This is a genomic window from Paraburkholderia sp. TE9906, assembly GCF_056279605.1.
Genome location: NZ_JBWCCT010000010.1, coordinates 74044 through 87686, shown reverse-complemented (window position 1 = coordinate 87686; position 13643 = coordinate 74044). Strand labels below are relative to the sequence as shown.

General features: G+C 64.2%; 11 protein-coding genes and 1 pseudogene. 3 read left to right on the top strand and 9 right to left on the bottom strand.

The genetic code is table 11. The features are described 5' to 3' along the window. Window positions 1-135: 135 nt before the first annotated feature. The 6 genes from ACZ9H4_RS25640 to ilvD form a co-directional block, all read right to left on the bottom strand. The gene (locus tag ACZ9H4_RS25640) at window positions 136-1437 is read right to left on the bottom strand and encodes an FAD-dependent oxidoreductase (protein WP_408141222.1); all 1302 of its coding nucleotides are present in this window, start codon (window positions 1435-1437) and stop codon (window positions 136-138) included. 100 nt (window positions 1438-1537) lie between these two features. After that, on the bottom strand, window positions 1538-1996 hold the full coding sequence (locus ACZ9H4_RS25635) for an aconitase X swivel domain-containing protein (RefSeq protein ID WP_408141221.1): 459 nt from the start codon (window positions 1994-1996) through the stop codon (window positions 1538-1540). Continuing rightward, entirely contained in the window at window positions 1993-3279 is a 1287-nt protein-coding gene (locus ACZ9H4_RS25630) for an aconitase X (RefSeq protein WP_408152359.1), read from the bottom strand. The genes ACZ9H4_RS25635 and ACZ9H4_RS25630 overlap by 4 nt, the downstream gene beginning before the upstream one ends. Before the next feature lie 2 nt (window positions 3280-3281). Then, complete coding sequence (locus ACZ9H4_RS25625) at window positions 3282-4190, bottom strand: TauD/TfdA dioxygenase family protein (RefSeq protein WP_408152252.1); 909 nt, start codon at window positions 4188-4190, stop codon at window positions 3282-3284. Next, complete coding sequence (locus ACZ9H4_RS25620; RefSeq protein WP_408152251.1) at window positions 4180-5634, bottom strand: MFS transporter; 1455 nt, start codon at window positions 5632-5634, stop codon at window positions 4180-4182. The genes ACZ9H4_RS25625 and ACZ9H4_RS25620 overlap by 11 nt, the downstream gene beginning before the upstream one ends. A gap of 1 nt (window position 5635) precedes the next feature. Then, window positions 5636-7411 (bottom strand): dihydroxy-acid dehydratase, encoded by a 1776-nt coding sequence (gene ilvD, locus ACZ9H4_RS25615; protein WP_408152250.1) that lies wholly within the window; start codon window positions 7409-7411, stop codon window positions 5636-5638. 89 nt (window positions 7412-7500) lie between these two features. Between ilvD and ACZ9H4_RS25610 the strand changes: the two genes are divergently transcribed. Then, complete coding sequence (locus tag ACZ9H4_RS25610; protein ID WP_408141217.1) at window positions 7501-8466, top strand: LysR family transcriptional regulator; 966 nt, start codon at window positions 7501-7503, stop codon at window positions 8464-8466. A gap of 39 nt (window positions 8467-8505) precedes the next feature. On the opposite strand, the gene ACZ9H4_RS25605 is transcribed toward ACZ9H4_RS25610, so the two are convergent. From ACZ9H4_RS25605 to ACZ9H4_RS25595, 3 genes are all read right to left on the bottom strand, one after another. After that, a complete protein-coding gene (locus ACZ9H4_RS25605) occupies window positions 8506-9462 on the bottom strand; it encodes a PDR/VanB family oxidoreductase (protein WP_408152249.1) in 957 nt (318 codons plus the stop codon). Continuing rightward, complete coding sequence (locus ACZ9H4_RS25600) at window positions 9459-10511, bottom strand: aromatic ring-hydroxylating dioxygenase subunit alpha (protein WP_408141215.1); 1053 nt, start codon at window positions 10509-10511, stop codon at window positions 9459-9461. The genes ACZ9H4_RS25605 and ACZ9H4_RS25600 overlap by 4 nt, the downstream gene beginning before the upstream one ends. Before the next feature lie 72 nt (window positions 10512-10583). Beyond that, window positions 10584-11450 (bottom strand): GntR family transcriptional regulator, encoded by an 867-nt coding sequence (locus ACZ9H4_RS25595; protein WP_408152248.1) that lies wholly within the window; start codon window positions 11448-11450, stop codon window positions 10584-10586. A gap of 166 nt (window positions 11451-11616) precedes the next feature. Between ACZ9H4_RS25595 and ACZ9H4_RS25590 the strand changes: the two are divergent. Next, window positions 11617-12377 (top strand): annotated as a pseudogene (locus ACZ9H4_RS25590) (IlvD/Edd family dehydratase); the annotation flags it as partial. A 193-nt stretch (window positions 12378-12570) separates the two neighbouring features. Continuing rightward, entirely contained in the window at window positions 12571-13338 is a 768-nt protein-coding gene (locus tag ACZ9H4_RS25585) for a carbonic anhydrase family protein (protein WP_408141213.1), read from the top strand. The last annotated feature ends 305 nt before the right edge of the window (window positions 13339-13643 follow it).

Here is a 13643-nt window from a genome sequence, read left to right as displayed (position 1 = left end):
GCACGTGCGCTTGACGCAGCGCGGCGACGGTTCGACCGTTACCTGTGACGGGCAACGGGTTCAACGCGGTGGCTGCGCGCCGCGAGCCTCTTTGAACGGGCCGCTGGCGCGAGCGCTGCTTTGCACGGCGAAAGGCTATTGCGGCAGATGCGGCGGATCGATCCGCTCGATGTTGTCGTACAAACGTTCGCGCAGCATCGCGCGGTCGATCTCGTGAACGTTGCCACCATCGGCGAGATCGAACGCATGCGCGGCCGCGGCACCCATTGCGATGCAAGGTCCCATCACGCGCACGCTCGACAGCGCGGTCGCATCGCCGTCGATGCAGCGGCCCACCGCGATCAGATTGTCCGCGCCCTTCGCGAGCAGGCTGCCGAGCGGCACCGTATGCAGATGGTCGTCGCCGAACGGCTTCCATTCGTAGCCTTCCGCGCGGTCATGCAGTTCGATCGGCCACGACGTGCGCAGCACCGCATCCGAGAACTTCGTCGCGGCGATCACTTCCTCCGAGCGCAAATGATGGGTGCCGACAATCCAGCGTGTCTGCCGGATGCCCGGCAAGCCGTAGCTGCGGATGCGCGCGTTGCGGTAGATGTGCGGATACTCGCCGCGCAGAAAGTCGAATGCGCGATCGGCCTGATCGCGGCCGGCGAGCGCGACACGCGAGGCCGCCATCGGCTCCAGCGGCGTTTCAATATGCGTCATGTTCACGATGCCAATATTGCGGCCTCGAAAGTAGAAAACGAGGCCGTCCTTGCGCTCGATGCCGTAGTCCGCCGCCTTGGCCTCGACGCGCTCGCGAAACACCGGCGGTGTCGGAATGTCGGTTTCGTCGAGATTCTCGAGCACGATCATCTGCGTGCCCTGCACCGGCTTGAGCGGCTCCTGGCATTCCAGCCCAGCCAGCCACGTGAGCGCCGCGTCACCGCTTGCGTCGACGAAGCCGTCCGCCGCAATACGCACATCGCCGTAGCGCGTGGCGACTTCGAGTTCGCGCAACTGGCGGCCTTCGCGCACCACGTCGCGCAATACCGCGCCGAGCACCACGGTGATTCCAGCCTCGAGAATCTTCTGTTCGATCCAGCGGGCCAGCGCGACTTCGTCGTACAGCACGACGGTTGTCAACGGACCTTCCTTGTAGTGCAATGCCCCTTTGGCGCCGAGATCGCGCAGAATGCCGTCGGCGATGCCGTGTGTCACCTGATAGCGCTTCGGGCCGTTCGAAAACAAACCACAGAAAGTGCCGATGATCGAATTGACCGCCTGGCCGCCGAGCGCGGGCATGCTGTCCACCAGAACCACCTTGCGGCCGAGGGCGGCCGCTTCGAGAGCAGCCGAAGTACCGGCGATGCCGGCGCCGACGATGCAGATGTCGGCATCGAGTTTCCAGCCGGTCGTGCTGACGTCGCGACGAACGGTGCGGGTGCTGGTTTCCAAAACAGTTCTCCGTAAAAAGTGACAACGAGCGAATCGATGATGATCCGGCGGCCATCGCCGGGTACCGCGCGCCACGCTGATTTGCGCGGCGCTTCGTGGTTCAGGTCCGGTCGCGGGCCTTGGTGATTTCGACGATGCCGCGCTCGGCATCGACCTTGACCCAGTCGCCGCTTTCGATGATGTCGAGCGGATCGGCATCGAAGTCGGTCAAGGCCGGCGCGTGTACAACCACTGCGCCGAGGGCAATCTTCGTGGTCATCTCGTTGAAGAGCATCGCGGCGGGCGCGCTGCCGGCGAGCCGCGCGATGTGAAACTGGCTCGACCACCCCGACGATCCCTTGGCTCCCGGAAACACCAGCACCTTGTTCGCGAAGCTCTGTCCGCGCAGTTCGTGCCGCGTTTCGATGATCGTGCCGGTGCGCGGATCGATACCGCCCCAGCCAGAGATGCGATCGCGCGTGACGAGCGCTTCCCCTTGGGCGAGCCCGCCCACCACTTTCCGGCCGCGCAGCACGATGATTTTTTTCTCTGCGCTGTTCATGGCTGTCGTGCTCGTCATGCGTAGCCTCCGTTCCAGCGGCCTGTCACAGCGGCGGCGATGCATTCAGCCGTGGTCCCGAACCATGCCTGCACGTTCATGATCGCGGGCAGGTAGTGCGCCTGTTTCGCGGAATCGACGGCCGCCACGCGCGTGCCTTTCGGCATCACGCGCCCAACCGACGAGCAGGTGTCGGTCATCAGCACACCGCCCGCGTCTTCGATGATCTTCGTGTAGCCCGCCTGGTCGGCGAGTTGCTTGGTTGCTTTCGCGGTGAAGATCCACAATTCGGTGTTTGCGCTCAGGCGCTGCTGATCGAGCAACTGGCAGACTTCCCAGATCTGCTCGATCGAGTAATGCGGGCAGCCGAGCATCACGAAATCGACCTGGGCGTCCTTCGCGGTCGTGTTGACCCGCTCGTACGCAAGACGCCGTTCGGCCGCGCCGTAGCGGATCGTTTCGACCGGCCGGCGGCCGCGCATCGCCGCTTCGTAGGTCGGCGCTTCGGGCGTCTGTCCGACGATGTGGTACATCTCGACGCCACCCGACGAAGCCGCAGCCGCGCCGAAATGCTTGAGCTTCGGCAGGTTCGGCACGCTGTGCAGACCGTCGATGACGGGAATCCGGTCCTGCACCGCTTCGCCGACGTAGTAGCCGAGCAGCCCCCAATCGGCGACGCTCACGACGTCGATCTCGAGTTCGATGCGGTGTGTGCCGCCGCGATTCTCGTCGAGGTGCAGACCCCAGTAGGGGATCTTGCCGGTCAGCATCGCCGCGCCCGCGCTCTCGCGGCCTTCCGCATTCGTGCGCGCGCCGAGCACCGAGTTGATGTAGATCACCGCCGACGATTCCATCCATGCGCAATGCTCGCCCTTCACGGGCACGTTGCCGACCTGATAGGGCGCGCAGGTGTTCAGCGGCTGGATGCCCAGCTTCGCCGTGTACGCCGCGCCCGCCCGGTAGATCTTCACGATCTCGCTGCCGACGTTCTGCCGTTCCGCATGTTCTGGATCGAGCCCCTGCTGCAGATGACTGCTATACGCCTTCACCTTCGGAATCGCCAGGACGTCCGGGCTGTCGAGGTTGAATTCGGAAAAGACCGCGTCGAGACCGCCGTCCTTGCGTGTCGCGTAATCGCGCAGGAACGGCATCGTCGCGCCCACCGTCCCGCACACGTTGTTTGTGTCGACCATCCGCTGCGCGCCCAGCGCTGTGCCGTAGCGCACCAGCAGATCCATCGCGCGTTGCACGGCGGGGCCGTCGCGGCCGTCGAGCATCGCCTGTTCGTCGTCGTTCAGTCGCATCGTCATGCCGCTCCCCGCACCGGCTCTTCGACGAATGCGTCGGCCGCGTCGATGTCGAGCGTGGTCGCGCGCCGCAATTCGCGCCGCGCCGACAGATCGTGGCGCCGGCCGCGATGCAACGTGCAGCGGTTGTCCCAGATCACGAGGTCGCCCGGCTGCCACTCGTGCGAGTAGACGAACGCGCGCTGGGTCGCATGCTCGAGCAGGTCCATCAGCAACATGCGGCCCTCGGCGACCGTCTGCTCGACCACATGCGTCGCGTGGGCGCCGATGAACAGATGCCGGCGCCCCGACCCCGCATGCGTGCGGACGACGGGCCACTGCACCGGCGGCAACGCGTTGCGCTGGTCTTCGTTGTAGTCGGTGTCGCCGAGCAGGAAGCGCGAATAAAGCGCGTAGTGCTCCGCGTGCAAGCCTTCGAGATCCTGCTTATCGCGCGCCGGCAGCGCGTCCCAGGCCGCGCGCATGTCGGCGAATTCGGTGGCGCCGCCCCACTCGGGCACGACGACCGCGTGCAGCATCGAATAACGGGCGGACGGCTGCTGAAACGAACTGTCGCTATGCCATAGCTGATTGGCCAGATTGCCGACGATGCGCCGGTGCGCCCGATCCGCGATCTGTCCGCTTTCGTCGACGTTCGAAATATCGGCCAGTTCCTGATAGGCAAGCCGCGCGTGCGGACGGGCGACACGCTTGAAGCCGAGATCGAGCGGACCGAGCGCACGCGCGAACGCGAGCTGCTCGTCCTGCGTGAGCGGTTGTCCGCGAAAAACGAGGACTGCGTACTGGTTCATCGCTTCATCGATTGCACGCGCGGTGTCGGGCGCGAGCGGCGCGGCAAGCGCGATCCCGCTCGCGAGCCCGACGAAATCGGGGTGGCTGGGATCAAAGGGAGTGACTTCAAGCGGCATGGGCGGCTCCTTTTCCGGTGTTGGTCTGCGCGGCCGCCTGGATGACGGCGTGGGTCGTGGCGTGGTTGGCGCTTTCGTCGGCACGGTCGTTCGCGTCGTCGCCGGCTTCATCGTCGCGACGATGCAGACGGCCGAGCACGAAAGCCAGCAGCGCGACGACCGCGACGGGTACCGCGCCGAGATAGAAAAGCTCCCGCACCGGCAGATGCCCGGCAAGCAGCATGCCGCCGATCACGGGTCCGGCGATCGCGCCGATCTTCTGAATGCCGACGGCCGCGCCGGTTCCCTTCGCGCGCAACGCCGTCGGGTACACGAGCGGCGCGACCGCATTCAGGCCAAACTGCGTGCCGACCACCGCGAAGCCGATCAGAAACACCACGGCGATCAGCATCGGTTCCGGCAGACCGATGCCGAGCAACGCGACCAGCGGCGTACCGAGCAATGGCAGCACGGTGATGATCACGGCGCCGCGCGTATCGACCAGGCGCATCAGCGCAAGGCCGCCGAGCGTGCCGCCGACCTGGAACATCGCTGACACGAGCGCCGCTCGCTGCGCCGGCAAGCCAATGCTTTCGATCAACATCGGCAGCCAGCTGTTGAGAAAGAAGAGCGCCATCGAGTTGGCGATGTACACGGCCCACAGCACCGGCGTGACCATTCGAAGACGGCCCGCGAACAGCAGCCGCAGCGGCGCGTTCTGACGCGCATGCGGCGCCGCCTCGCGGCTGTTGCCGATGACGAACGTCGTGTCCGGTGTCAGGACGATATCGGGCGCGAGCCGCCGCACGATGCGTGCGATCTCCGCGTTGCGGTTCCCCTTGAGCGTCAGGAAACGGATCGATTCCGGCGCGCCGACAAGCAGCATCAGCCCGGTCACGAGCGGCGCGATGCCGCCGATCACGAACACGACCTGCCAGCCGAACGAAGGAATCAGCCACGCCGACACCACGCCGCCCAGGCCCGTGCCGATCGTGTAGCCGGTGTACATCAGCGTGATCCACGTGGCGCGCCAGCGGCGCGGCGCGAACTCGCTCATGTACGTGATGGCGTTCGGCACCACGCCGCCGATGCCGATGCCCGCGCAGAATCGCAGGATCAGCAGATGATCGAGCCGCGTTGCGCCGGCCGCGGCGAACGAGAAGAGCGACAGCACGAGACTGCCGATCACGATCGTGCGCTTGCGACCGATCACATCGCCGAGATACCCGAGCACGAACGCGCCGACCATCGTGCCGAACACGAACGCGCCGAACACAGGACCGAGCGCGCCGCGCCCCATATGCCACGCGCGGCCGAGCGCCGGTGCGGCGAAGGCCATCGCGCCGAGATCGTAGCCCTCGGTGAGCATCATCACGCCCATCGCCACGATCAGCAGCGTCGCGAAGCGGCCGCCCTTCTGGCGTTCGATCACCTCGCCGATGTCGATGATTGCCGGGGAGTTCATCTCAAGCCTCCCCGCCATGGATCGAGCGCGCGCTGGACGATGGACTGCCGTCCTCGGCCGTGCCGGGCGCAGCCGATGCCTTGTCCCCGGTCAGCACGGCGCCTTGCGGCATGGAGCCGACATTCGCACGGTAGATCTTCAGCCAGCCGGTGTCGTTGACAGGCGCGGGGCGCTGCCACACGGCGCGACGGCGCTGCCGTTCGGCTTCGTCGACGTGCAGGTCGCAGGTGCGGCGATCGAGGTCGATCTCGATCGTGTCACCGTCCTCGACGAGCGCGAGCGGTCCGCCGGTGGCCGCCTCCGGCGCCACTTCCGCCACCACGATGCCCTTGCAGACGAGTCCGGACAGATGACCGTCGGTCAGCATCGCGACTTTGTCGGACAGACCGGCGCCGTCCAGCGCAAACACCACGCGAGACGCGCCGCCGCCCATTGCCGGGCCGCCGCACACGCCCGCGCCTCGCATAACGACCACCGCGCCCGGTTGAATCGTGCCGTCCTGGATCGCCTTGATCGCGGCGTCGGAGGTCGAATAGCACAGCGCGCGCCCGCTGAACGATCGCTGCTTGTCGGGCGCAATGCCGAACTTGACGATGCCCGCTTGCGGTGCGAGATTGCCGCGCACCAGCACGATGGCCGGCTGCCGCGCGAATGCGCGCTCCGGCGTGCGCACCACCTCGTCGTCCGTGACGAGCGCGTCGCGCAGATTGTCCGCCACGCTGGCGCCCGTCACCGTCAATGCACCGGGTTTGAGCCAGGGCTCCAGCCGCTTCATCACCGCGCGGCCGCCCCCTGCGGCTTCGAGTTGCTCGATCGTGTCGTGGCCCACCGGGCGCACCGCGGTCAACACCGGAATCTGCGACGCGTAACGCTCGAAAAGCCCATATACGTCGACGTCGATCTGCCCTTCCGTCGCCACCGCCTGCATATGCTTGACGGTATTGATCGAGCCTCCGACCGCGAGCACCGTCATCACCGCGTTCGCGAAAGCGTCGGGCGTGAGGATGTCGCGCGGCTTCAGATCGTCGAGCACCATCTGTACGATCCGTTTGCCCGCCGCGCGTACATAGGCGAACATTCTGTCGCTGTTGGCGGCGATCGGCGTGCTGCCCGGCAACGACATGCCGAGTGCCTCGCTCACCATGTGCATCGAGTTCGCGGTGCCGAGTCCGGAACACACGCCGGGCCCGCGGATCGCGTTACGGCTCATCCCGATCAGATCGTCGACAGGCAGCTTGCCCGTCAGCGTATGCATCGCGCCGACGAACACGTCTTCGATATCGACATGTTCGCCGCGATACTCGCCGCTCGGCTGATACCCGCACGCAACGACGATCGTCGGAATGTTCAGGCGCGCGGCCGCCATCAACTGGCCGGGCACCGTCTTGTCGCACGATGCGAGGCACACCATGCCGTCGAGCTGCGCGCCTTCGACCGCGACTTCGATGTCATTGGTCACGAGATCGCGCGCCGCCAGCATATATGCACCACGCGCGCCCACACCGGTGATGAAGTCGCTGGGCGCCGCCGTGCGAATCTCGAACGGCAGCGCGCCGGCCGCGCGAATCGCCTGCTTCAGTTCGGCCGCGATGCCATCGAGATGGCTGAAGCAGCTCGCCAGTTCGGACGATGAATTGACGATCGCGATCTTCGGTTTGTCGAGATCGTCTTCGGCGATGCCGAGATTGAGCCACTGGGCGGCGCGCACAGCGCCGAGATAGGAACCGCGAGGAAGATTGCTGCGCAACGGGCGTTGCGGTTTGCGTCCTTCGGACATTCGTCTCACTCCTTTTTTTAATGCAACTGATGGTAAAAACGGGACTAAAATCCGTCAATCATGCAACGTAGATAGGCATCATCCAATCCATGGATATCCGCCAGGTTGACCTCAATCTGCTGAAAGTGTTCGACGCGTTATTGAAAAAACGCCACGTTACCCAGGCCGGCATCAGTATCGGGCTCAGTCAGCCTGCGATGAGTTACGCGCTCGCGAAACTACGTGAGTTATTTGAAGATCCGCTGTTCGTGCGTACCGGCCGCGGTATGGAGCCGACGCCGCGCGCGCAGGCGTTGAGCGAGCCGGTCGCGCGCATGCTCGAACTGGTGCAGAACGAAATTCTGCCGATGCCGGAATTCCGGCCGGGCGAATCCACACGCACGTTTGTCCTGTGCATGTCCGATATTGGTGAGATGGTGTTCCTGCCGCGCCTGCTGAAGCATCTCGACGCGCATGCGCCGAACGTGAAGATCAAGACGGTCGCGCTCAGCACACCGGAGCTCGAAGAGGCGCTGACATCGGGGGACGTGGATGTGGCGGTCGGCTATTTTCCGGGTCTCGAGGGCGCGGCGCTGCGGCGCAAGGCGCTCTACCAGCATTCGTTCGTGTGCATCGTGCGTGAGGATCATCCGACCATCCACGACACGCTATCGCTTGACCAGTACCTTGAGGCGCCTCATGCGATGGTGCATCCGGAAGGACGCGCGCAGGACATCCTCGAGCGCGCGCATGAGCGCCTCGGGATTCGCGTGAACGTGCGCTTCAACCTGCCGCGTTTCATGGGCATTCCGTTCATCGTCGCCGGCTCGGACACGATCGCGACCGTGCCGCTGGCCGTCGGCCGGCGCTTTGCCGAGTTCGTCAATATCAAGCTATTGCCGCTGCCGTTTCCCGGGCCGCGATATGACCTGCATCTGCACTGGCATTCGCGCTTTCATCATGAGCCGGCGAACCGCTGGATGCGCGGCACCATGAGCGAACTGATCAATGGGCCGCAGCAGCACGAGCCGCTGCGCAATACGAAACGTGCGGGCCGGACTGCGCGCGAAGCGTGACGGTTGGCGGCCGTGGGGCCGCCATACGTTGAAGCGGCGTTACAGGTCGAGCACCAGCAACGGCGACTTCGAACGCGAACAGCAGGGCAGCAGTTGATCGTTCGCGGCGCGTTCTTCGTCGGTCAGATACACGTCGCGATGATCCGGCTCGCCCGCCAGCACGCGTGTCAGACACGTGCCGCAGACACCCTGCTCGCACGAAGTCGCGATGGCGACGCCGGCCTTCTCCAACGCCGCCGCGATGGTTTGTGTCGCGGCCACATCGACGATACGGCCGCTGCTAGCAAGCCGCACCTGAAACGGACCGTCGCTGTCGTGCGCCACCGCATTCGCCGCCGGCGCGCCGAAATACTCGCGATGCACGTTCTCGCTGTGCCAGCCAAGCTGGCGCGCCGCATCGAGCACGAAGTCGATGAACCCCGCAGGACCGCACACGTAGACATGCCGGTCGGCGGCGGGCGCCGCCAGCACGCGTTTGAGATCGAGCCGTCCGTCGGCCGACGCAGTATCGAAGTACAACCGGCTGTGCGGCTTCAGATGTGGTGCGGCGAAACGCTCGCGAAACGCCGCTCGTTCAGGCTCGCGCGTGCAGTAGTGCAGCTCGAACGAAGCGCCCGCATGCGCGAGCCGCTCGGCCATGCACAGAATCGGCGTCACGCCGATGCCGCCCGCCAGCAGAATCGAATGGGCGGCATCGTGCGCGAGCGGGAAGTGGTTTCTGGGCTCGCTGATATCGAGGAGCGCGCCTTCGCGCAATGCATGCATCGCCGTGGAGCCGCCACGCGAGGACGGTTCATGCAGCACGCCCAACACGTAGCGGTGCGTTTCGCGCGGATCGTTGCACAGCGAATACTGGCGCACGATGCCATCGGCAGGCATCACGTCAATGTGCGCGCCGGCCGAAAACGCGGGCAAGGCCGCGCCGGCGGGATCGGCGAATTCGAACGACAGGATGTCGCGCGCCACTTCAGTCTTGCGAATAAGCTGAACCTTCATGACGCGGTCACCTCCTGAGTGGCGTCACGCTCTTCTTTCAGCAAACGTTCGATGATCTTGCGCGACTGCACGCCACCCGCGTCGATGTTCAGACTGAGAATCTTTCGATGCGGATTGGCAAGCAGATTGCGCTGCTGCGCTTCGAGCACGGCGAGGTCTTCCGAGAAAATCTTGCCCTGCCCTTCGCGAATCGTATCGGTGAGCGTTGCGTCCTGTGGCGCGAAGTTGCGCGCCATACCCCAGAAATACCAGATCGACGTGTCGGTTTCCGGCGTGATGAAATCGACGACGATACTGCCGGCGCGATACTCGGCCGGCGCATCGTAACCGCCGTGCCCCGCGTGCGCGACGCCGACTTCGATCAGCACATGACTCGGCGGTGTGAAGCGGCAGATCTGCCAGCGGTCGCACGGCACGTTGTCCGCGAGACCGTTGCCGCGTAGAGCCGCAGCCCAGAACGGCGGCGGCATGATGTTGTTCATGTGGCGTCCGGTGATGACCATATCGCCTTCCACGCGTGTGGCGGGCGGCGCTTCCTCGATCTCGGGCTGACCGATGCTGCTCGCGTGCACATAGGTTTCGTGCGTCAGGTCCATCAGGTTATCGATCATCAGCCGGTAATCGCAGTTGATGTGATACAGGCCGCCGCCATAGGCCCACTCGGGATTGTCGGCCCATTCGAGATGATGGATCTTCGCCGGATCGGCGAGCGCCTCGTCGCCCGGCCAAACCCAGATGAAGCCGTAGCGCTCGACGGCCGGATAGCGGCGAATCGCCGGAATGCCACCCACACGCTGCGCGGTCATCGCTTTGCATTTGCCATCGGTGCCCATCACGAGACCGTGGTAGCCGCACACGAGCTGGCCGTCGCGCAGAAACCCCAGCGACAGCGCCGCGCCGCGATGCGGGCAGAAGTCTTCGAGTGCCGCGACCTTGCCTTCGTCGCCGCGGAACAGCACCATTTTCTCGTTGCAGATCGTGCGGCCCAGCGGCTTGCCGTCGATTTCATCAGGCGTGCAGGCAACGTACCACGCGTTCTTCAAAAACATTCTTATCTCCTTAGTTATACTGATTTCATGATCCGGACATGCAATCTATCCGGCGTGTTCCGGCGGACCGTCTTAACGCGCGATCGGCAGGCGGATCAACTTCCCGCCAGGAACCTGTGTCATCACATTCTGGTTTTCCAGCGCCGCATGCAGGTTGCGCTGTGCAATGCGGGCATGCTCGCGCATGAGCGCCTCGGCACGGGCGCCCTCACGCCGTTCGATCGATTCGACGACCGCGCGATGCTGCGACTGCGCGATTCGCAGCATGTCGCGCGCGCCGGCATCGATCGATTGCGCCATGACGAATGCGCTCGGCGAGGCGAACGGCATCGTCATCACGCGCTCGATCTGACGTTCGATCACGCTGCTGTTGCTCGCCGCGGCGAGTAGCGCGTGCAGGCGCCGGTTCGCATCGACGTAGGCCGAGAACGCGTCGTCGGTGAGTTCGCCGGCGAGGATCACGTCGATTTCATCGATACAGGCATGCAGTTCTTGCAGGTGGGCGGCGTCCACGCCGCGTTCGGCCGCGAGCCGCGCGGCCAGGCCTTCCAGCGTCCCGCGCAATTCGATCGAATCGCCGATGTCGTCGACCGTGAACGAACGAACCGCGAAGCCGCCCGACGCGATCGGTTCGAGCAGGCCTTCTTCTTCCAGCCGATTCAATGCGGCGCGCACCGGCGTGCGCGACACGCCAAGACGGTCGACCACCCACAGTTCGGAAATCCGCGCACCAGCGAGCAGGTGACCTTCGACGATCAGTTCGCGCAAGCCGAGCAGCGCGCGTTCCGTTTGCGACGCGGTGCCGGGCGCTCGGGCGCGATGTGCGTTCGCCTCGTCCGGCCCATCCTCGCCGGCAGATTCTCTTGCCGCGGCGTCGCCGATGGCTGCATCTGCATCGAGGTCAGGCGGGGGAACCGGTATTGAGCGGCGCTGGGTCATGAGTGGAATTCAGTAACTTGCACGAGTCAATTGTATACAGACAAATTGGATCATCAAGCATTAGCGCGCATTTTATCGATGTTTACGAGGGTAATCACTTAGAAATAAAGCAAAATTCAATGGTGCTGCATACAACGATTCGGCAATCTTGCTCATTAGGCGATGCTCGGGCGGCCTGCCAACTGTGATGCGGCGCATGCGCCGTCTGCTGCATCTCGACGCGCTCACCGTGACCGGACGCACCCTGGGCGAGGACCTGAACGCCGCGCCCGCTGACTTCCCGCAGGACATCGTGCGTTCGATGCAGAACCCGATCTAGCCCGAAGGCGGCATCGCGGTACTGAACGGCAATCTGGCACTGCGTGGCGCGATCATCAAACAGTCCGCGGCCAATCCGGCGCTGATAGAACTAGCAGGCGGTCGTCTTCGAAGATGCCGAGGACCTCGCGCGCCGCATCGACGATCCCGACCTCGACGTGCATGCCGACGACGTGCTCGTGCTCAAGCGGATCGACCCGGTCAGCGCACCCGGCATGCCGGAGGCCGGGTACATTCCGATCCCGAAGAAGCTGGCGCGACAGGGTGTGAAAGACATGGTGCGCATCTCCGATGGCCGCATGAGCGGCACCGCCGCAGGGACGATCGTGCTGCATGTCACGCCCGAGGCAGCCGTCGGCGGGCCGCTCGCGATCGTGCGTAACGGCGACCGCATCCGTCTGAGCGTGGCGCAACGCGTCGTCGCGCTCGAACTGGACGACGCGCAGATCGCCGAACGTCTCGCCGCGTTGCCGTTGCCGCCTATCGCGACCGAGACGAACGAACGCGGCTATCGCAAGCTGCTTATTGCGCTCGGTCACCCAGGCGGATGAAGGTTGCGATTTCGATTTTCTGCAGGCGCCGCACATGACAGTGAGTGTTCCGCGATAGTGCGTTGTGCCTTGGCGCACTCGCTTGTCACCCTGGGCCTCGATTGTCGTTGCTGCGTTGCGCGACGGCATCCTTCGCGGCCTGGGGACTGGCGAACTCCCGCCTCATCTGACACACGGCAAGAACTCCTATGAATTGTATGAAAGACAACATAGACTGAACACTCAACAGTCTGCCCGATGGAGGACCGATTATGGCTTGCGAGTCTCGTCACTGCACCTGTCCCGATTCCCCACATTCCATTGAAAAAGGCCGACGTACAGCGCTGAAAACAGGCCTCGGCATCGCACTTGCCGGAGCGGTCGGCACCGCCGCGTTCTCGGTGTCGTCTGTCTCGCTCGCCGCAGCACTCACGCAAAAACAGCGTGACAGTCTGACGCCCGATCAGATCATCGAAAGCATGAAGAAAGGCAACGAACGCTTTCGCTCGGGAAATGCGCATCAGCACGACTATCTCGCACAGAAACGGGCAAGCGCCGGTGGCCAGTTCCCCGCCGCCGTCATTCTCAGTTGTATCGACTCCCGCACCCCCGCAGAACTCATTCTCGATTCCGGCATCGGCGATACCTTCAACGCGCGTATCGCGGGCAATATTGCCAATGAGGATCTGGCCGGAAGTCTCGAATTCGCGTGCGCCGCAGCCGGAGCCAAGGTCGTGCTGGTCATGGGTCATACGGATTGCGGCGCGATCAAGGGCGCTATAGACAACGTCCAGCTCGGCAATCTGACCGGCTTGCTGGCGAAGATAAAGCCTGCCATCGATGCCACGCAGTATGAAGGGAAACGCACGGGCAGCAACATTGAATTCGTAGACAAGGTTGCGAGAACGAATGTCCAGAACACGATCAACGACTTACGCAAGCGCAGCGAAATCCTGGCGTCAATGGAAAAGGAGGGAAAGATAAAGATGGTAGGCGCGATGTATCACCTGAGCGGCGGGAAAGTCGAGTTTATGACCTGACATTGCGGCCAGTACTTCCTCAAAACCCATGGTGATGGCGACTCGACATCCTATGCGATTCGTTACGACTATCACCTCTCGAAGCGCACGGGCGTATAGGCGGGTGTCGCCGAAGTTCGCAATCACAGCAAGGCGTCGTTCACGGTCAACAATGCAGGGGGAGCGGGCATAACGGTCGCCGCGGGCAAGAACATCACGAGCGGGATCGTCGGGATCGTCCACATGTTTTAGTCGCGCACCTGCGCGGACCATGGCCGACGCCGGTCCGCTATGTGGAGAACGGTGACTGGCCGATAGGCAAGCAC